The organism is Mediterranea sp. An20, from assembly GCF_002160055.1.
Taxonomy (GTDB): domain Bacteria; phylum Bacteroidota; class Bacteroidia; order Bacteroidales; family Bacteroidaceae; genus Bacteroides; species Bacteroides avicola.
In genome coordinates this window covers 54,491-75,186 of the sequence record NZ_NFJV01000010.1, presented here as the reverse complement: position 1 = coordinate 75,186, position 20,696 = coordinate 54,491, and the positions used below count along the sequence as shown (strand labels likewise).

Annotated in this window: 18 protein-coding genes and 1 tRNA gene; 11 read left to right on the top strand and 8 right to left on the bottom strand. The window is 42.9% G+C overall.

The genetic code is table 11. The features are described from left to right. Positions 1 to 11: 11 nt before the first annotated feature. The 3 genes from B5F34_RS07585 to lon are packed head-to-tail and all read right to left on the bottom strand — an operon-like array spanning position 12 to position 4,767. Positions 12 to 1,148: an LptF/LptG family permease gene (locus tag B5F34_RS07585; RefSeq protein WP_087336820.1), complete on the bottom strand. Its 1,137-nt coding sequence runs from the start codon at positions 1,146 to 1,148 to the stop codon at positions 12 to 14. Then, a complete protein-coding gene (gene tgt / locus B5F34_RS07580) occupies positions 1,145 to 2,275 on the bottom strand; it encodes a tRNA guanosine(34) transglycosylase Tgt (RefSeq protein ID WP_087336817.1) in 1,131 nt (376 codons plus the stop codon). Before tgt ends, B5F34_RS07585 begins: the two co-directional genes overlap by 4 nt. Beyond that, positions 2,272 to 4,767, bottom strand: coding sequence for an endopeptidase La (lon, locus tag B5F34_RS07575; RefSeq protein WP_087336814.1), 2,496 nt, complete (start codon positions 4,765 to 4,767; stop codon positions 2,272 to 2,274). Before lon ends, tgt begins: the two co-directional genes overlap by 4 nt. Before the next feature lie 171 nt (positions 4,768 to 4,938). Between lon and B5F34_RS07570 the strand changes: the two genes are divergently transcribed. Beyond that, the gene (locus tag B5F34_RS07570; protein WP_087336811.1) at positions 4,939 to 5,646 is read left to right on the top strand and encodes a methyltransferase; all 708 of its coding nucleotides are present in this window, start codon (positions 4,939 to 4,941) and stop codon (positions 5,644 to 5,646) included. Between the two features lie 249 nt (positions 5,647 to 5,895). On the opposite strand, the gene B5F34_RS07565 is transcribed toward B5F34_RS07570, so the two are convergent. Both B5F34_RS07565 and B5F34_RS07560 read right to left on the bottom strand, forming a co-directional pair. Beyond that, positions 5,896 to 5,970: transfer RNA gene (locus tag B5F34_RS07565), tRNA-Pro, on the bottom strand. A gap of 163 nt (positions 5,971 to 6,133) precedes the next feature. Then, the gene (locus B5F34_RS07560) at positions 6,134 to 7,318 is read right to left on the bottom strand and encodes an aminotransferase class I/II-fold pyridoxal phosphate-dependent enzyme (protein WP_087336808.1); all 1,185 of its coding nucleotides are present in this window, start codon (positions 7,316 to 7,318) and stop codon (positions 6,134 to 6,136) included. Positions 7,319 to 7,535: 217 nt separating this feature from the next. On the opposite strand from B5F34_RS07560, the gene B5F34_RS07555 reads away from it, so the two are divergent. From B5F34_RS07555 to B5F34_RS07545, 3 genes are all read left to right on the top strand, one after another. Continuing rightward, entirely contained in the window at positions 7,536 to 8,576 is a 1,041-nt protein-coding gene (locus B5F34_RS07555; RefSeq protein ID WP_087336804.1) for a diacylglycerol kinase family protein, read from the top strand. An 86-nt stretch (positions 8,577 to 8,662) separates the two neighbouring features. Further along, positions 8,663 to 10,417 (top strand): aspartate--tRNA ligase, encoded by a 1,755-nt coding sequence (gene aspS, locus B5F34_RS07550; protein ID WP_087336801.1) that lies wholly within the window; start codon positions 8,663 to 8,665, stop codon positions 10,415 to 10,417. A 14-nt stretch (positions 10,418 to 10,431) separates the two neighbouring features. Further along, a complete protein-coding gene (locus tag B5F34_RS07545) occupies positions 10,432 to 10,815 on the top strand; it encodes a GtrA family protein (protein ID WP_087336798.1) in 384 nt (127 codons plus the stop codon). On the opposite strand, the gene B5F34_RS07540 is transcribed toward B5F34_RS07545, so the two are convergent. Continuing rightward, positions 10,805 to 11,692 carry a carbon-nitrogen hydrolase gene (locus B5F34_RS07540; RefSeq protein WP_087336936.1) on the bottom strand — a complete coding sequence of 296 codons (888 nt, stop codon included), beginning with the start codon at positions 11,690 to 11,692 and terminating at the stop codon, positions 10,805 to 10,807. The two genes, B5F34_RS07545 and B5F34_RS07540, sit on opposite strands and share 11 nt — an antisense overlap. A 120-nt stretch (positions 11,693 to 11,812) precedes the next feature. Continuing rightward, complete coding sequence (locus tag B5F34_RS07535) at positions 11,813 to 12,937, bottom strand: agmatine deiminase family protein (protein WP_087336795.1); 1,125 nt, start codon at positions 12,935 to 12,937, stop codon at positions 11,813 to 11,815. Between the two features lie 438 nt (positions 12,938 to 13,375). Between B5F34_RS07535 and B5F34_RS07530 the strand changes: the two genes are divergently transcribed. Then, positions 13,376 to 14,158 (top strand): Nif3-like dinuclear metal center hexameric protein, encoded by a 783-nt coding sequence (locus B5F34_RS07530; RefSeq protein ID WP_087336933.1) that lies wholly within the window; start codon positions 13,376 to 13,378, stop codon positions 14,156 to 14,158. Positions 14,159 to 14,184: 26 nt separating this feature from the next. Beyond that, complete coding sequence (locus B5F34_RS07525; RefSeq protein ID WP_087336792.1) at positions 14,185 to 15,024, top strand: C4-type zinc ribbon domain-containing protein; 840 nt, start codon at positions 14,185 to 14,187, stop codon at positions 15,022 to 15,024. A gap of 16 nt (positions 15,025 to 15,040) precedes the next feature. Here the strand turns inward: B5F34_RS07525 and B5F34_RS07520 are convergent, their stop codons facing one another. After that, complete coding sequence (locus tag B5F34_RS07520; protein WP_087336790.1) at positions 15,041 to 15,499, bottom strand: type I restriction enzyme HsdR N-terminal domain-containing protein; 459 nt, start codon at positions 15,497 to 15,499, stop codon at positions 15,041 to 15,043. 96 nt (positions 15,500 to 15,595) lie between these two features. On the opposite strand from B5F34_RS07520, the gene B5F34_RS07515 reads away from it, so the two are divergent. From B5F34_RS07515 to B5F34_RS07495, 5 genes are all read left to right on the top strand, one after another. Further along, entirely contained in the window at positions 15,596 to 16,372 is a 777-nt protein-coding gene (locus tag B5F34_RS07515) for an AMP nucleosidase (RefSeq protein ID WP_087336787.1), read from the top strand. A 24-nt stretch (positions 16,373 to 16,396) separates the two neighbouring features. After that, positions 16,397 to 17,416 (top strand): DNA polymerase III subunit delta, encoded by a 1,020-nt coding sequence (gene holA, locus B5F34_RS07510; RefSeq protein ID WP_087336784.1) that lies wholly within the window; start codon positions 16,397 to 16,399, stop codon positions 17,414 to 17,416. A 967-nt stretch (positions 17,417 to 18,383) separates the two neighbouring features. Further along, a complete protein-coding gene (locus B5F34_RS07505; RefSeq protein WP_087336781.1) occupies positions 18,384 to 18,857 on the top strand; it encodes a helix-turn-helix transcriptional regulator in 474 nt (157 codons plus the stop codon). 80 nt (positions 18,858 to 18,937) lie between these two features. Continuing rightward, positions 18,938 to 19,714, top strand: coding sequence for a dihydroorotate dehydrogenase electron transfer subunit (locus B5F34_RS07500; RefSeq protein ID WP_087336777.1), 777 nt, complete (start codon positions 18,938 to 18,940; stop codon positions 19,712 to 19,714). After that, positions 19,702 to 20,613 (top strand): dihydroorotate dehydrogenase, encoded by a 912-nt coding sequence (locus B5F34_RS07495; RefSeq protein WP_087336773.1) that lies wholly within the window; start codon positions 19,702 to 19,704, stop codon positions 20,611 to 20,613. Before B5F34_RS07500 ends, B5F34_RS07495 begins: the two co-directional genes overlap by 13 nt. The last annotated feature ends 83 nt before the right edge of the window (positions 20,614 to 20,696 follow it).

Here is a 20,696-nt window from a genome sequence, read left to right as displayed (position 1 = left end):
TGTGATTAAATTTATTTGGGAGCTTTCTGATACAAGTAGAAAGCAATGAAGGAATACAGAATATTCGGTATCCATACTGCAATAACCGGCGGCATATTCCCGTTTACGGCAAATGTGGCGGCAATGGTTTGGAATAGAATGTAAGAAAAACTCAGAGCCAATCCTATACCTAAATGCAATCCCATACCTCCTTTGGTTTTGCGCGAGGAAAGGGATACACCTATCAAAGTAAGAATAAATGCAGCAAACGATGTGGCTATGCGCTTGTGGTATTCTATTTCAAATTCCTGGATATTGGCAAAGCCACGCTGTCTTTGGCGGTCAATATATTCACTTAACTGAGGACTGGAAAGGATTTCCTGTTGGTTTTTCATAATCAGGAAATCAGAAGGCTCCATGAAGAGGGTCGTATCCATACGCGCCCCTGTCGTGATATTTTCTTTCATGCCCTCCATTTCACGGATCATGTAATCTTTGATAATCCATTTATGAACCCCTGTTGTGTCATACGTAATGCTTCGTGCCGTCAGGTGGGAAACAAGCTGCTTTCCTTTAAACTTATCCAGAGAGAAACGATAGCCCGTGTTGCTGTAATTCTCAAAACGGTCAATATAAGCAATAACGCCACTATCTACTTCCAACTGAATATTATGCGCGGTATTTACCTTTCTGGGTTTATAATACTTGTCTTCAAAATTAATTCGGGTCACGCTTCCTTTGGGAATGACATAAGCTCCCAAGCAGAAAGTAACCACCGCAATAATAGCAGCCGATATCATATAAGGACGCAGCATGCGCTTAAAACTCATACCGGTAGAAAACATTGCAATGATTTCCGAGTTTTCTGCCAGCTTGGAAGTAAAGAAAATAACGGCAATAAAAACAAAGAGCGGACTGAACAGGTTGGCAAAATAAGGGATGAAGTTCAGATAATAGTCAAAGATAATAGCACTCCAAGGAGCATTGTGAGACATGAAACGGTCTTGTTTCTCATTAAAGTCAAACACTACTGCTATGGATAAAATCAAAACAATGGCAAATACATAAGTGCCGAGGAACTTCTTGATAATATACCAGTCCAGTAACTTCAGAGGCATATTCTCCGGCCATTTTATCTTCTTCGTTATATGTAGGATAAACCGTTTCATAATCTTGTTGATACACGTTTTACCATGGTAGCTTTCCAAGTAGCAAAATCACCTGCAATGATATGTTTTCTCGCTTCAGCTGTCAGCCAGAGATAAAATGCCAGATTATGCACAGACGCTATCTGCATGGCCAACATCTCTTGTGCATGAAACAAATGACGCAGGTATGCCTTAGTATATAAAGTGTCTACATAAGAAGCACCATCTGCCTCAATAGGAGAAAAATCAGCTTCCCATTTCTTATTGCGCATATTGAGAATGCCATCTTTGGTAAACAACATTCCATTCCGCCCGTTCCGGGTAGGCATGACACAGTCAAACATATCTACACCACGTTCGATGCCTTCCAGAATGTTGACCGGCGTACCTACTCCCATCAAATAGCGTGGCTTGTCTTTAGGCAGTATTTCATTAACTACTTCTATCATTTCATACATCTTCTCTACCGGTTCACCGACTGCCAGTCCTCCGATGGCATTGCCATCTGCATTTTTAGATGCAACAAATTCTGCCGACTGGATACGCAAATCCCGGTAAACGCACCCCTGCACTATGGGAAACAAAGACTGCCGATAGCCATATTTAGGTTCGGTCTCATTAAATCTCTGAATACAACGATCCAGCCAGCGGTGAGTCAATCCCAATGATTTTTTGGCATATTCATAATCGGAATCCCCTGGAGGACATTCGTCGAATGCCATCATGATATCGGCTCCAATGGTTCGCTCGATATCCATCACCTTTTCTGGTGTGAAAAAGTGTTTGCTCCCATCAATATGAGAACGGAATTCTGCTCCGTCTTCGTGCAATTTCCGAATGCTGGAGAGCGAAAAAACCTGAAAGCCGCCACTGTCAGTCAGCATTGGCCGGTCAAAGCCATTGAATTGGTGCAGTCCGCCAGCTTTCTCAATGATGTCAAGTCCTGGGCGCAGATAGAGATGATACGTATTTCCCAGAATAATTTGCGCCTTTATATCGTTCTTCAATTCTGATAAATGCACGCCCTTCACAGTTCCCACTGTCCCCACCGGCATAAAAATGGGAGTCATGATTTGTCCATGGTCAGTGGTAATCAACCCGGCACGGGCATTCGTCTTATTATCTGTATGTTGTAATTCAAATGTCATCCTTCTACTTTTCTCTCAGTGGTGGTATCCTCTTTCTTTTTTACCGTAAAGTCAATGGCATCGGCGACCTTTTCATCCGTAAGTGCGATGGCAAACACTTCTTTGATGTCTTTTACATAATGAAATGTCAGACCTTTCAAGTAAATGTCTTGAATCTCCTCAATATTCTTACGGTTTTCCTCACATAAGATGATTTCCTTGATACCAGCGCGTTTGGCAGCCAGGATTTTCTCCTTGATTCCACCGACAGGAAGCACCTTGCCGCGCAAAGTGATTTCGCCGGTCATGGCAAGATTGGCTTTTACCTTGCGTTGTGTAAGTGCGGAAGCCAATGAAGTGGCCATGGTAATACCTGCCGACGGACCATCTTTGGGAATAGCTCCTTCGGGTACATGGATATGTATATTCCAATTATCAAAGATTTCTTCATCAAGATTCAATAGTGAAGCATGAGCCTTGATGTACTCCAATGCCAGCATGGCAGACTCTTTCATGACATCTCCCAAATTGCCTGTCAAAGTCAGGCGGCCACCTTTGCCACGGCTTAAGCTTGTCTCTACAAACAATATCTCTCCTCCTACTGCTGTCCAGGCAAGTCCAGTCACCACACCTGCATATTCATTTCCCTGATACTTGTCACGCGTATATTCTGGCGCACCTAAGAAATCGTACAAATCTTCAGGTTTGATTTCCGCCTTATCAAAACTGCCGGTGGTGGCATATTGGCGGGCTGATTTACGAAGAATCTTACTGATTTTCTTTTCTAATTCGCGCACACCACTTTCGCGCGTATAATTCTCAATAATGGCCTCCAACGTAGCTTTGGGAAACTTAATGTCATTTTTTTTCATTCCATTTGCTTCCAATTCCTTGGGTACCAAATGACGGCGGGCTATTTCGATTTTTTCTTCCGTGATATAACCGCTTACTTCAATCAATTCCATACGGTCGAGCAGGGGAGCGGGAATTGTGTTCAAGTTATTGGCCGTGGCGATAAACATTACTTTCGACAAGTCATAATCGACATCAAGAAAGTTGTCATGAAAGGTAGTGTTTTGCTCTGGGTCAAGCACTTCCAATAATGCCGACGACGGATCACCTTGGCGGTCGGCACCAACCTTATCTATCTCGTCCAATATAAATACCGGATTGGATGAGCCTGCTTTAATCAATCCTTTAATGATTCTACCCGGCATGGCACCGATGTATGTTTTCCGGTGACCACGGATTTCTGCCTCGTCATGCACACCTCCCAAGGACATACGAATATACTTGCGTTTTAAAGCAGCTGCAATGGAACGCCCTAATGAAGTTTTACCTACTCCAGGAGGGCCATACAAGCAAATGATAGGCGACTTCATGTCTCCTTTCAGCTTCAAAACAGCCAAATGCTCTAAAATGCGTTCTTTTACTTTTTCTAAGCCATAGTGGTCTTTGTTTAAAGTCTTTTCCGCATTCTTAAGGTTCAGGTTATCTACTGTATACACTCCCCATGGCAAGCTGAGCATGGTTTGCAGGTAGTTGAGCTGTACGCTATAATCCGGCGACTGTGGATGGGTGCGCTCTAATTTATCGACTTCTTTGAGAAAGATTGTCTTTATTTCTTCACTCCATTTGATAGTCTCGGCTTTGGCCCGCATTTCTTCTATTTCCTGCTCCTGTCCGTTTCCTCCCAACTCATCTTGGATAGTTTTTATCTGCTGTTGCAAGAAGTATTCCCGCTGTTGTTGGTCAATGTCTTCGCGGGCACGCATTTGAATCGACTCCTTGATTTCTGCCAGCTGAACTTCACGATTCAGGATTTCCAACAAACGGTAGGTTCGTTCACGGAGGGCATCGATTTGCAGAAGTTCAATCTTTTCGTCTTTCTTCAATGGCAAATTAGTGCAGATAAAATCGACCAGAAACATCGGATTGCTTATGTTGCGTATAGCAAACGATGACTCCTGTGGAAACATGTCCGATGACTTAAGGAATCTGACTGTCAGATCCTTGCAGGCTTCTACTAAAGCTTGGAATTCTCGGTCGTTTTTTTCCGGAAGGACCTCTTCGCGTACTTCAATCCGGCCTTTCAGATACGGCTCAGTTTCTGTTATTTCCAGCAAGTTCATCCGCTTGGAACCTTGCAGGATAACTGTCGTTGTCTGATCCGGCATTTCCAGAGTACGGATAATTTTCGCAACAGTACCAATATGATGCAAATCTTCAAAATAAGGATATTCCGTCTCTGACCTTTTCTGACAGACAACAGCTATATAAGAATTATTCTTTTCGGCTTCACGCACTAATTTTAGGGAAGAAGCTCTTCCTAACGAAACAGGCATGATTACACCTGGAAATAAGACCATGTTACGTAGCGGCAATACAGGTAAGATTTCTTTTACCTCAATGTTCATCAACTGTTCTTCATTCCCCTCAAAATCTGCAATCACAGAGAATGCGCTTCTTCCACCTTCGTTTTCGCTATCGAGCAGGTAATTTCTTTTTTTCATTTTCTTGTTGGTTTATTGTCTATTTGGGCAAACCTATAAAGTGCCTGCAAAGTTAAACTATTTATTTATATCTTGAAATCCTTATTTTTTTAAAAAGACAAAAAAGCGTAGTATTTTTGAGGATTTTCCATAGCTATTACGTACTTTTGGAACGAGTAAAAATGGATGAGTATGTCAAATAGCTATTTCAAGTTTAAACAATTTACCATTTTCCACGACCGTTGCGCCATGAAGGTGGGCACAGATGGAGTTTTATTAGGAGCTTGGTGTCAAGCGGAATCTGCTCATCGCGTGTTAGACATCGGAACGGGGAGTGGTCTCATAGCCATACAAATAGCTCAGCGGAACCCTCATGCTGACATTACGGCGGTAGAGATTGAAGCAGAGGCAGCAAAGCAAGCTTCAGAAAATGTTTTCCGGTCGCCTTGGAATGATAGGATCCATGTAGTCTGTACTGATTTTAGAAATTATTGCCCTTCGAAGTCGTTTGATTTGATAGTGACCAATCCACCATATTTTATGGATGCTCTACGCTCTCCCAATATTCTGCGTCGCTTAGCCCGTCATGCAGAAGGATTAAATTATGACTCGATATTTCGGTATGCTTACAAAGTTCTGACTCCTACGGGACATATAGCAATCATAGTGCCGGCCGAAATGGAAAGATTGGTAACAGATGCAGCTTTGGAAAGTCATTTTTATCCACTACGCCAAACCTACGTATTTACAAAACCTGGCAAACCATGCCGCCGTATCTTATTTGAGTTTTCTGGAACTGACACAGCATGCCCAAAAAACGAATTATATATTGAAAATGAAGATGGCAGTTATTCAGATGCCTATAAAGATTTGACCCGTCAATTCTATTTGGCCATGTAAATGCACTTCCCTTATGGGAAATTATAAAAAACAGATGAAGGAAAAGTGATTTGAACTTTCATACTCAACCCTGCTGTCTCCTGCGTACAAGCACTTTCCTGATAAGCTCTTCTTAAAGAGTTTCCAAGCGATAAGTCACGTATCGCCAAGCGATAAGCAATGTGCTGGTCATCTACATCGGAAACGAATACCGGTTATTAAAAATAAAAAAGGAGCTACGTTCTATCGTAACTCCTTGATTCTTTTGTGTCGGGGTGAAAGGATTCGAACCTTCGACCCCCTGCTCCCAAAGCAGGTGCGCTAACCGGACTGCGCTACACCCCGTGTTCCCAAAACGCTGGCAAAGGTAAGCATTTTGCTTCATTTTAGCAAATATTTTCTTGTCTTTATATCTTTAGACGGGAAAATATCAGACTTTCGTAAAATGAAGAAACAAATAGATTCCGTATGTTTTCATGCTATTTGCTTGAAAACATACGGAACACAATTATATAATATTTAGCTGTTTAAAGCATTTTGTCAGCTTCTCGACCGCATAGTCTACTTGCTCCTTTGTATGTGTTGCCATCAAAGCAACGCGCACTAAAGTATCTTGTGGAGCGCATGCAGGCGGTATGACAGGATTAATAAAAATACCTTCGTCGAAAGCCAACTTCGTTACCGTGAATGTCTTATCCGTATCACGTACATAAAGGGGAATAATCGGTGATTGGGTGTCACCTATTTCAAAACCGGCTTCGCGGAAACGTTTCAAGGCATAATTGGTCACATCCCACAAGCGCTGAATCCGTTCGGGTTCTGTGCGAATGATGTGCAAAGCTTCACGGGCAGCCGCTGTTGCTGCCGGAGTATTGCTTGCCTGAAAGATGTAGGAGCGTGCATTATGCCGCAGCCAATTGATAACCTCTTTATCGCCAGCAACAAAACCGCCAATAGATGCCAATGATTTACTGAAGGTTCCCATAATCAAATCGACATCATCAGTGACGCCAAAGTAATCACAGACTCCTCGTCCTTCCTTGCCAAACACTCCTAATCCATGAGCTTCATCTACGTAAATGCTGGCATTGTATTTTTTCTTCAAACGCACTATTTCCGGCAAATTGGCCAGATCGCCTTCCATGGAAAAGACACTGTCAACGATAATTAATTTGATTGCATCAGGTTCACACCGTTGTAATTCCTTTTCCAACGCTTCCATGTCATTGTGCTTATATTTCAGTTGGGTAGCGAAAGAAAGGCGGCGTCCGTCTACGATAGAAGCATGATCGCGGTCATCACAGATTATATAGTCTCCGCGGCCGGCAAGTTGGGGGATTACTCCTTCATTAACGGTGAATCCTGTTGAAAAGCATAGGGCTTCGTCTTTACCGACAAACTCTGCCAGCTCTTTTTCCAATTCTACATGAATATCAAGAGTACCATTCAGCAAGCGAGATCCCGCACACCCTGTACCATATTTGTCTGTAGCAGCTTTGGCAGCATCGATAATTCGTTTGTCATACGTCAAACCCATATATGCATTCGAACCAAACATCAACACCTTTCTGCCATCCATTATCACTTCTGTGTCTTGATGGCTGTCGATTGTGCGGAAATAAGGGTATACGCCTTTGGCCATAAACTGTTGTGGCACATCGTACTTTGCAAATTTGTCTTGTAATAAGCCCATGTGTTATCTTTTTACAAAATAATTACCTAACCATTCTAAGGTTCCTTTCTTAGAATAAACTTGTATTTTAAACAGCGCGCAAAGATAATAAAAATCGTGGTTACATCATTCATTTCCCGCTAAAAATCTCTTGATGCGGTTTAAAAACACAAGAAGATTTCAAATCTATGAGATTTATATTACTTTTGCAGAGCAATTTCCTTTATTCCGATAAAGTATGGCTGAAAAAAAACATATAGCATTTATTATAAATCCAATTTCTGGCGTTAAAAATAAAGAGCAAATCATGAAATGGGTTCAGGAAAGATTAGATACGGGTGTTTATGAACCTGAATTTATTCATACTGAATACGCAGGGCATGCCGTTCAGATATCTGCCGACCAAGCAAAAAAAGGCGCTTTTGCCGTGATTGCCATTGGAGGAGACGGAACTATCAATGAAATTGCACGTTCTTTGGTACATACCTCTACTGCTTTGGGGATTATTCCTTGTGGATCGGGGAACGGGCTGGCGCGGCATTTGCAGATACCGTTAGATCCCAAGGCTGCCATAGACATTATCAATGAGCAGGTAACGGATGTTATAGATTACGGACTTATTAATGGATTGCCATTCTTTTGTACTTGCGGTGTAGGGTTTGATGCGTTTGTAAGCCTTCAATTTTCCAAAGCCGGACGGCGAGGACCACAGACTTACTTGGAAAAGACATTGTCTGAAAGTTTAAAATACCGTCCGGAAACCTATGAATTGGAAATGGATGGGTGCACATCGCGCTATCGGGCATTTTTGATTGCCTGCGGCAATGCTTCCCAATATGGAAACAACGCCTACATTACCCCACAGGCAACCTTGAATGACGGTTTGTTGGATGTCACTATTTTAGAACCATTTACCGTTTTAGATGTGCCTACGTTGGCATATCAGCTGTTTCATAAGACCATTGACCAGAACAGTTGTATCAAAACCTTCCGCTGCCAGAAACTCAGGATTCACCGGAGCAGTCCGGGTGTCGTTCATTATGATGGCGACCCGGTGGTGATGGGGACAGATATTAATGTAAGCATAGTAAAAAAAGAGTTGCGTGTCATTGTGCCTCGCGATGCGGAACAGGACTCTTCCAATGTATTTCAGCGGGCTCAAGATTACATTAACGGGTTGAAGCAATTGAACCGTTCGTTTTTGCAAAAGATGGCGGGAGAATTGAAAGAAAGAGAAAAGCCATGGCTGCACAGAAATGGTGAAAATAGAGAAAATTGATGATTTTCTTATCTACTTGTGAGGTTTCATACTATGTTTTCACTAATTTTGCAAACGCTTATTTGTAAACATCATATATATTAAATATGTATAGGACACATACATGCGGAGAACTTCGCATTTCTAATGTTAATCAGAAGGTTACGTTGGCTGGATGGGTACAGCGTAGCCGCAAAATGGGAGGCATGACATTCATTGACCTCCGTGACCGATATGGTATTACCCAACTGGTATTTAATGAAGAAGTGAACGCTGAGCTTTGCGAACAGGCCAACCATGTGGGACGTGAATATGTGATTCAGGTAACAGGTACGGTCAATGAGCGGTTCAGCAAGAATAACAATATACCAACAGGGGATATAGAAATTATAGTATCAGAGTTGAATGTACTCAATACTTCATTAGTACCTCCTTTTACCATTGAAGATAATACGGATGGTGGAGATGATATTCGCATGAAGTACCGCTATCTGGACTTGCGCCGTGCAGCTGTGCGTAAAAATCTGGAATTGCGTCACAAGATGACTATTGAAGTGCGCAAATATCTGGATTCTCAAGGGTTTATTGAAGTGGAAACTCCTATATTGGTAGGTTCTACTCCTGAAGGAGCACGCGACTTTGTCGTTCCCTCGCGCATGAATCCCGGGCAGTTTTACGCCTTACCTCAGAGCCCCCAGACTCTGAAGCAACTGTTGATGGTATCAGGGTTCGACCGTTACTTCCAAATTGCCAAATGCTTCCGTGACGAAGACTTGAGAGCCGACCGCCAACCGGAGTTTACTCAAATTGACTGTGAAATGTCATTTGTAGAACAAGATGATGTCATCAACTTATTTGAGGGCATGGCTAAATATCTGTTCAAGACTATTCGTGGAGTAGAATTAACAGAACCTTTCCTGCGTATGCCATGGGCTGAAGCCATGAAGTATTATGGAAGCGACAAACCGGACTTGCGTTTCGGCATGAAGTTCGTTGAGCTGATGGATATTCTGAAAGGTCATGGCTTCTCTGTTTTCGACAATGCCAATTATATCGGTGGTATTTGCGCAGAAGGTGCTGCACATTATACCCGTAAGCAGATTGACGGTTTAACCGATTTCGTAAAGAAACCGCAGATAGGTGCCAAAGGACTGGTCTATGCACGCATTGAAGCGGATGGACATGTCAAGTCGAGTGTAGACAAATTTTATACTCAGGAAGTGCTTCAGCAGGTAAAGGCTGCTTTTGGTGCAAAGCCGGGCGATTTGATTCTAATCTTGAGCGGCGATGACACAATGAAGACGCGTAAGCAATTGTGCGAACTTCGTCTGGAAATGGGCAACCAGTTAGGATTAAGAGATAAGAACAAATTCGCTTTGCTATGGGTAGTCGATTTTCCCATGTTCGAATGGAGCGAGGAAGAAGGTCGCTTAATGGCCATGCATCATCCTTTTACACATCCTAAAGACGAAGATATTCCTTTGTTGGATACCAATCCGGAGGCTGTCCGTGCCGATGCCTATGACATGGTATGCAACGGCATTGAAGTGGGAGGAGGTTCCATCCGTATTCATGATGCAAAATTGCAGGAAAAAATGTTTGAGATATTGGGCTTTACACCTGAGCGTGCCCAGGAACAATTCGGCTTCTTGATGAATGCTTTCAAATATGGCGCACCTCCTCATGGAGGATTGGCTTATGGCCTGGATCGTTGGGTAAGCATTTTCGCTGGTTTGGACAGCATTCGGGATTGCATTGCTTTCCCCAAGAACAACAGTGGCCGCGATGTTATGTTAGATGCTCCTTCTTTCTTGGAACCCAAACAGCTGGAAGAGTTGAAACTGACAGTGAAAGAGCAATAAAAACAAGGAAGACGGTGAAAGAATCGACTCGGATATTCCGTTTTGCAGTAATCGGTACATTAAACGCCGTGATTACTGCACTGATGGTTTGGTTTATGATGCACGTAGTAGATGTCAATTACCGCCTCTCCAATGTTACGGCTTATATCGTTGCTCAGACTCATAACTTCCTATGGTCTAAGTACTGGATATTCCCTTCTGATAAAAAGAGCAGCACCTGGCGCCAGGTGTTGCTCTTTTCTATCGCTTTCGGATTAGCTTATATAGCTCAGTTTTTGTTTCTTATCGGATTGGTAGAAGGCTTAGGCTGCAATGAATACCTTGCCCAATTCTTAGGTCTGTTTGTATACGGTACAGTACAGTTCCTGATGAATAAACGTTTGACTTTTAATCTATAAAACGTTTCAGCAGGCCTTCGTAAGCGTCTATACGGCGGTCGCGCAGGAATGGCCACCAACGGCGGACGTTTTCCGAACGCTCCATATCTATTTCCACCACCATATTTTCTGGTCGGTCATTGGCAGCTTGAGCCAGAATCTCACCTTGCGGACCTGCAACAAAACTGTTTCCCCAGAACAGAATGCCATTAGTTTGCTTGGAAGGATCGGGCTCGTGTCCGACACGATTGACGCTAATGAGAGGCAAGCCGTTAGAAACGGCATGCGCACGTTGGGCAATGACCCATGCGTTCAATTGCCGCATTTTTTCATCATCGGTATCAGTACTTTCCCAACCGATAGCAGTGGGATAAATCAGCAACTCAGCTCCTTTCAACGCCATTAAGCGTGCAGCTTCGGGATACCATTGATCCCAGCAGACCAGAACTCCCAGTTTCCCAATGGAGGTTTGTATGGGATTGAACCCTAAATCGCCTGGAGTAAAATAGAATTTCTCGTAATATGCGGGGTCGTCCGGAATGTGCATCTTGCGATATTTACCGGCTATGCTACCATCTTTGTCAAATACAACAGCTGTATTGTGATATAATCCGGGAGCTCTTTTTTCGAAGAGCGAAGTTACCAGAACGATATTCAAAGAAGCAGCAAGTTCCGAAAAGAAGCCTGTGGAAGGGCCGGGAATAGGTTCGGCCAAATCAAAAAGACGGGTGTTTTCTGTTTGACAAAAATAAAGAGTGTTATGCAACTCCTGAAGCACCACTAATTCGGCTCCGTGAGAAGCGCAAGCTTCAATGCTGCGTGCCAGATTCATCAAATTCTCATGCAAATCGGGCGTATTGGCTTGCTGTATAATTCCAACTTTCAGTTTCCTTGCCATATTTATATACATTATTTATTAAGTAACTAATCAGATACATCTTATATCTTACACAAAGTCATGGAACCACACTGATTTTTCGTTCCATACAAGACGGATAAGCACCAGTTCTCCGTCGTTTTATCTTTTTATTACCCCGGCGGGATATTGCATTGTCACACAGTGCAAAGAACCGTGCTGACGGATTAACGGACAGCAATCAATCCCTACGATGTCTCTTCCAGGGAAAGCCTCCTTCAGTATCTTGCCAGCTTCTGCATCCTTATCTGCCTGTGCATAAGTAGGATAAAGAACGGCATCGTTCAATATGAGGAAATTGGCATAAGTAGCAGGCAAGCGCTCGCCATTCTCCACAATAGGGTCGGGCAGGGGAAGGGGCAACAAGTTATAGGGCTCTCCGGCCAGATTCCTGAACGACTGCAATTCTGCTTCCATTTGGCTCAATTCTTCATAATGCTCATCCTCCGTGTCATAACACTTCACATAAGCAAGGGTATCTGCATCGCAGAAACGGGCCAAGGTATCAATATGGCTGTCTGTATCATCGCCGGCCAAATACCCATGCTCCAACCATAAAACGCGTTGCAAATGAAACACAGAACACAGATATTCCTCTATTTCAGCCCGGTTCATTTGCCCGTTGCGGTTAGGGGACAACAGGCAGCGGCTGGTTGTCAGCAGGGTACCGACCCCGTCACTTTCTATGGAACCTCCTTCCAAGACAAAACCTAAGCGGTTGACATAAGCCCCGTTCAGGGCACGTGCTTTTACCAGTTGTCGCGTGATGAGGTTGTCTTTATCCGCCGCAAATTTCAGTCCCCAGCCGTTGAAGGTAAAATCCAACAAAGAAGGACCGTTCACGTCGAGCATCGTGATTGCTCCATGGTCACGTGCCCAGGTATCGTTGGTATCACAAGCGACAAAAGAAACATTATTCAGATATACATTCGCCTGCTCTAATTTTCGTTTAACCTGTTCAGGGTGAGGATGCACAATGAGCAGTTGCTGGCGTTGGGCTACTTCACGGGCTATACGGGTAAAGCAGTCCTCCACCTCGTCCAGCATATATGCCCAATCCGTCTGCTCATGCGGCCAAGTGAGCTGGATGCCACTCTGCAGAGCCCATTCAGCCGGCAGCACCGGGGCACGCATCTCAACTTGGTATGACATGTTCTTACCAAAACGTACCTGATAATCTTGTTCGTTTGCCGCGCCTTCCAGCGGCATTCCTAATACATAACCCATAAGTATATTCCATTTATTAGTTATGCAAAGATACATGGAACCTGCTTTACCACCAAAAGATGGCAACCGATAGAGAGAAAAAAAACTGTTAATACAGCATAAAAACAGGCGATTGCGTCAATTAAGAACGTTGAAGAGGTTTTGGAAGACCAGCAAATGAGCGACAGATACCACCTGCATCTGTATCTTGCTGTCAACCAGGATGTTGAACTATACCTATCAGAGGACTGCTCGTAAGCCTTTGCGAGCGCGCTTCCAAGTGCTTAGGAAGATGCTTGTAAGCGTCCGGACATTTGCTTCCGGTTTATTTTGGGCGCAAGCAGCCCCTCAGATGCTTCTGAGCACTCCATAAAAAGTCTAAATCACCTCACTTTTTCAGGGTGTTCAGTGCAAAATACCATACTTTTTGCTTACCTTTGCATAAAATTTGCCAACGCAATGAAGATTAAGGAGATTATTGCAGCCCTTGAACGATTTGCGCCTCTGCCCCTGCAAGACGGATTTGACAACGCCGGCTTACAGACGGGAGTGACAGAAGCGCACGCCACAGGGGCTTTATTGTGTCTGGACGTTACTGAAGACGTTGTAGATGAAGCTGCTTCTTTGGGTTACAATCTGATTGTTGCCCATCATCCGTTGCTGTTTCATGGATTGAAAAGCATTACGGGCAGCAGCTACATAGAACGCTGTGTAATGAAAGCCATCAAAAATGACATAACCATATATGCCGCCCATACCAATCTGGACAATGCGCCGGGAGGAGTGAATTTCAAGATGGCAGAAAAAATCGGGCTTGCCAATTTGCGTATTTTGCAGCCGCAGGGCGAAGACGGTCTGTCGGGGTCGGGGGTCATTGGCTCTTTAGAAGTGCCCGAGACCGAAACGGATTTCCTTCGCAGGATAAAAAAGATATTCGAATCGGAGTGCTTGATGCACAACCGGCTTCGCGGACGTGAGATACAAAAGGTGGCTCTTTGCGGCGGAGCAGGCTCGTTTCTTATCCCTAAAGCATTGGAAGAAGGTGCCGATGTGTTCGTAACGGGTGAAATCAAGTATCACGAATTCTTCGGGCATGACGATGACATCCTTTTGGCCTCATTAGGGCATTACGAGAGCGAGCAATATACCAAGGAAATATTTGAGAACATCATTCGGGAGCAGTTCCCCACGCTTGACGTGCGTCAGACGCGGACCAATACTAATCCTATAAAATACTTGTAAGAATAATATTTATTAATCAACGAGATATGGCTACAACTACTACGACAAAAGAAGCAAAAAAGAATCCTCAAGATTTAACTGTGGAACAAAAGCTGAAAGCCTTGTACCAGTTGCAAACAATGCTGTCAAAGATAGACGAAATCAAAACGCTTCGAGGTGAGCTTCCCTTAGAAGTGCAGGACCTGGAGGATGAAATTGCCGGTTTGAACACACGTATCGAAAGACTGAAATCGGAGATTGCAGAACTGAAAACCTCTATTGCAGGGAAAAAGGTAGAGATAGAAGCTGCAAAATCTTCGGTTGCCAAATATAAAGAACAGCAGGATAATGTGCGCAATAATCGTGAATATGATTTCTTGAGCAAAGAAATTGAGTTCCAGACATTGGAAATTGAACTTTGCGAAAAGCGCATCCGCGAATTCACCGACCAGCAGAACGACAAAGAAAAGGAAGTAGGGAAGTGCTCTGAAAAATTAGAAGAGCGCACCAAAGACCTGGAAGCCAAACGAAACGAGCTGGACGAGATTGTGGCAGAAACCAAACAGGAAGAAGAAAAACTGCGCGATAAAGCCAAGGAATTGGAAACTAAAATAGAACCGCGCCTCCTGCAGTCGTTCAAACGTATCCGTAAGAATTCGCGCAACGGTCTGGGCATTGTCTATGTGCAGCGCGATGCTTGCGGCGGTTGCTTCAACAAAATTCCGCCTCAGCGTCAGTTGGACATCCGTTCGCGCAAGAAAATCATTGTTTGCGAATATTGCGGCCGCATTATGATAGACCCGGAATTGGCAGGCGTTGCTCCTGACGTGAAGTCGGAAGCTCCGAAGGATAAGCCTACCCGCAGACGGAGAATCACAAGCGAATAAGAGAATCCGTTTGTACTTATTCCATTGACAGACATTTGTAAGCTGGAATTTCGGGCAGGAAGACATACTTTTTCTGCCCGTAATCCATCCGGCAGCAGAAATGCCGTATGCCGTTGCTGACCACCAGATAGTCTACATGCAATACCAGATTGTAGCGGCCTATCTGATCAAAAACGGATTGCGTGATTTCTACATCCGGAGCTTTATATTCCACAATCATTTGCGCTGTGAGATCGCGCTTGTAAAGCACGGTATCACAGCGCTTTTTTGTGCCATTCAATACCAATTGCACCTCATTGGCAAGCAGTGACCGCGGGTAACCCTTTTGCTCTATGAGAAAATGTACAAAATGCTGCCGCACCCATTCTTCTGGAGTCAGTGCCACATATTTGCGCCGGATTATGTCAAAGATGACATTTTTTCCGTCTCTTTTCATTATTTTGGTGTCGAAAGAGGGTAAATTTAACAATAACATTTCCTATATTTGTCAAACTAATTAAGGATAAAAGATTAGGTTGCATTTACACTTCGCCTGGAAGCAACATTAATCGTGCAAAAATAGTGAAATCGAATGAAAACTAAAGAAGAAATTGTAGCAAATTGGCTTCCCCGATATACAAAAAGAAAGTTAGAAGACTTCACGGAATATATTCTGCTGACTAACTTTAATAAATATATCAATCTCTTTTCGGAAAAATTCGATGTTCCGGTATTAGGCCGGGATGCCAACATGACTTCGGCATGCGCCAACGGCATTACGATTATCAATTTCGGCATGGGGAGTCCGAATGCTGCCATTATCATGGATTTGCTCAGTGCTATCCAACCCAAAGCTTGCCTTTTTCTGGGCAAATGTGGGGGAATCAGTGAGAAAAACAAATTAGGCGATTTCATTTTGCCGATTGCCGCCATACGAGGTGAGGGAACATCCAATGACTATTTCCCACCTGAAGTGCCGGCGCTTCCTGCCTTTATGCTTCAACGTGCCGTTTCTTCGGCTATCCGTGATAAGGCTCATGACTATTGGACAGGAACTGTATATACAACCAACCGCCGGATTTGGGAACACGACGACCGTTTCAAGGCCTATCTCCTGAAAACCCGTGCCATGGCAGTGGATATGGAAACTGCCACTCTCTTTACATGCGGCTTTGCGAATCATATCCCAACCGGGGCTTTGCTGTTGGTTTCTGACCAGCCCATGATTCCGGAAGGAGTGAAAACAGATAAAAGCGACAACATGGTGACACAAAACTATGCTGCCGAACATCTGGATACCGGAATTTCTGCCCTCCGTATGATTATAGACGAAAAGCGGACTGTAAGACATCTGAAATTTGATTGGTAAATCATTGTTTTCTTCCATATTATTATGCCCAAACAAGAAGTGACCTTCGATGATATTCTCAAGGAGTTGAAATCCAAACACTATTATCCCATATATTATCTGATGGGAGAAGAGTCGTATTATATCGACTTCTTATCGGACTATATTACCGAAAATGTTTTGTCTGATGCCGAAAAAGAATTCAATCTGACTGTGGTCTATGGCTCTGATACAGACATGCCAACTATTATCAGTGCAGCCAAGCGCTATCCGATGATGTCAGAATATCAGGTTATCATCGTAAAAGAAGCACAATCTCTGAGGGCCACAGAAGAGCTGTCTTACTATTTGCAGAAACCGCAAAAGTCAACAATTTTGGTTTTCTGCCACAAGCATGGAACATTAGACAAACGTAAAAAAATCGCACTTGAAATTGAGAAATGCGGCATTCTGTTTGAATCGAAAAAACTAAAAGAGACACAACTTCCATCGTTTATAAATATTTACTTAAAGCGCAGAGGATATGATATAGAACCCAAGGCTGCGTCCATGCTTGCCGATTTTGTAGGGACAGATTTGAGCCGTTTGACCGGCGAAATGGAAAAGCTTATTATTACGCTTCCTCACAAACAGACACGAATTACCCCCGGACAGATAGAACAGAATATCGGCATCAGCAAAGACTATAATAACTTTGAACTTCGCAGTGCCTTAATAGAAAGAGATGTCCTGAAAGCCAACCGTATCGTAAAATATTTTGAAGAAAATCCAAAAACAAACCCAATCCAAATGACTTTATCTTTACTTTTTGGATTCTTTTCCAATCTGATGTTGGCTTACTATGCCCCACAAAAGACCGAACAGGGCATCGCTTCTTTCCTCGGATTGAAGAGTGCTTGGCAATCCAAAGAATATATGATTGCCATGCAAAGATATAGCGGAATAAAAACCATGCAGATTATCGGGGAGATCCGTTATGCCGATGCCGCATCAAAAGGGGTAGATAATTCCTCACAAAGTAATGCCGATATTTTGCGTGAATTAGTATTTAAAATTTTACATTGACAACCCAATGAATAGGGTTTGACTCCGGCCAAATTGCTCACTGATATACACCAGGCAGATAATTTTGTTTAAACGGCCTGAGAATCGCCTATTTCAGAGTGAAGTAGGAGGTGACTGCAAATTTTGCAAGGAAAATGGCTTAAGTAGACTGTTCTTATTTACATTCAGCATCACCATCCAGGAAAATGGGATAAACGTGAGGAAATGCTCACTCTTTATCGCCAAGAAAAATGCACGTATTCAACTTACGGAGAGGCTTGCAAACTTTATTTAGAAAAAGGCATGCCCCATGTGGGAGGTGTAACACATAACACCAAGCCTACTCAATACACAGATGTCTTCCTTTTTGTACGACATAATCTAATGGAAATAGAGAGATGCAAATAATGAATATTTGATATTTCTGTTCCAATATACGCTAAAACCCACCTGGCAAATCTCTTAAATGGTTCTCTTTGCAACCATAGATATTCACAATCATACTTATCTGCATTTATTTTTGTAATTGTACAATGTTCATATTGTAGCATAATATATTCCATATGTAATATATACAGATGTAATACGCACTAAATACCTTCATAAACAGAAGGTATAATTACTCTTTACACTTGTTTTTTATAACGTCTATATCTGAATATAACACCTTGTTTATATGAATGTTATATGCTTATATTAAATCAAATAGTCACACATGCTGGATTATTTCAAAGGGACATTTGTAAATCATAGGTTATATATGCAAATACATCTATTTATCTATATTATAATTAGACTATTAGGCTACTTTATTAAAGTAGATTTTCGATTAACGAAACCGTCTTTACACATGTATAATTTATAATCGTACAGATGGGTAATACGATTGTAATATTAAAGATATACAGTAGTAAATTTGGAGTTGTAAATTAAAAAATATACCTTTGTAATCTCCAACGGAAAAGTTTATAGTTGTAATATTCTATATATGGACGATATTAAAGACAGATTTAAACTGATAATGGAGCGAGAAAAGCTCACAGCTGGAGCTTTTGCCGAAAGCGTGGGTGCCTCGCAAGCTGCCATCTCTCACATTTTGAGTGGGAGAAACAAGCCTGGCGTAGACTTGGTATTGCGCATTCACCAACGTTATGCCGACATCAACCTGGAATGGTTATTGACCGGCAAGGGCAACATGAGCAATGACCTTAATTTTGGTTCTACCGATTCTTTAAACGCCGATTCTTGTTATCCTTTATTCGCTGAGAATGCAGAATATTCGAGCGCAGGACAAGGTCGTGCGGAAAATCGCAAGGAAAAGCCGTTAGAACAGCCATCAAACGAGGCTAAAGAGATTGTAAAACAGGAGATTGTATATAAAGAAAGACCTCCTCGGAAAATCACTGAAATACGCATTTTCTTCGATGACAACACCTATGAAACTTTTAAACCTGCAAATTGAGATGCAAAGCCTCTTAGAATTGCACAAAAATGGTGTATCTTTGCCAAGCAAAAGAATTTTATCATCAATGTAGTTGATTTATGAAAAAATACATGTTAGATTTGACGGTGACCGAAAACCTCCGGTTGCATAGTCACTATGCATTATTAAAGCTCACCGCTCCGGAAAAGCTCCCTGAAATGCATCCGGGGCAGTTTGCTGAAATCCGTGTGGACGGCTCACCTGCCACCTTCTTGCGCCGCCCCATTTCTATTAATTATGTGGATCGCGGGAAGAATGAAGTCTGGTTCTTGATTCAGCTTATCGGCGAAGGTACAAAGCATTTAGGAGAGGCAAAAGTCGGCGATGTTATCAATGTATTATTGCCGCTCGGAAATGGCTTTACAATGCCTCAAAATCCCTCTGACAAGCTCTTATTGGTAGGTGGTGGTGTAGGCACTGCCCCTATGCTTTATCTGGGTGAACAACTTGCCAAAAGCGGAAGTCATCCGACTTTTCTGCTGGGAGCCCGAACCAGTAAAGACCTGCTGCAGTTGGAACAATTTCAGAATTACGGTGAAGTATATACGACAACAGAAGACGGCAGCCACGGTGAGCGGGGATACGTCACTCAGCACTCCATTCTCGTTAAGAAAAATTTTGAACACATATATACATGTGGCCCTAAACCCATGATGATGGCAGTAGCCAAATTTGCCAAAAGCAAAGACGTTAATTGTGAAGTTTCTCTGGAAAATACAATGGCTTGTGGCATCGGAGCCTGCTTGTGTTGCGTAGAAAATACCACGGAAGGTCATTTATGTGTATGTAAAGAAGGTCCTGTATTTAACATCAATAAACTATTATGGCAGATTTAAATGTAAACATTGGTAAATTACAAATGAAAAACCCGGTGATGACTGCATCGGGTACTTTTGGATACGGTGAGGAATTTGCTGATTTTATAGATATATCGCGAATAGGTGGTATTATTGTAAAGGGGACTACTCTTCACAAACGTGAAGGGAACCCATATCCGCGCATGGCAGAAACCCCATCAGGCATGTTAAATGCTGTAGGACTGCAAAATAAGGGTGTACATTATTTTGTAGAGCACATTTATCCGCGCATTAAGGACATTGAAACCAATATGATTGTCAACGTATCGGGTTCGGCCATTGAAGATTATGTGGAAACTGCCTCTATTATCAACGAACTTGTAAATATTCCTGCTATTGAGCTGAATATTTCATGCCCCAATGTGAAGCAAGGAGGAATGGCTTTTGGGGTTACAGCCAAAGGCGCAGAAGAGGTTGTAAGGGCAGTGCGCGAGGTCTACAAGAAAACACTTATTGTAAAACTGTCGCCCAATGTAACCGATATTACCGAGATAGCTCGTGCGGCAGAGAACGGAGGAGCAGACAGTGTATCCCTGATTAACACACTGTTAGGGATGGCCATTGATGCAGAACGTAGGCGTCCGGTTCTCTCCACTGTAACGGGGGGAATGTCTGGAGCAGCGGTAAAGCCCATAGCTTTGCGTATGGTCTGGCAAGTTGCGAAATCAGTAAAAATTCCGGTCATAGGATTGGGAGGAATCATGAATTGGAAAGACGCTGTTGAGTTTATGTTAGCCGGAGCCTCTGCCATTCAGATTGGTACTGCAAACTTCATTGATCCTACTGTCACACTCAAAGTAATCGAAGGCATCGATGATTATCTCAAGCGACATAATTATACGTCAGTACGCCAGATAATCGGTGCGCTTGAGGTATGACCGCTAACAAACAGACGGCATTCGCATTTATATATCATAAAAAAGGACATTCCACAAAGAATGTCCTTTTCTTTTTTATCAAC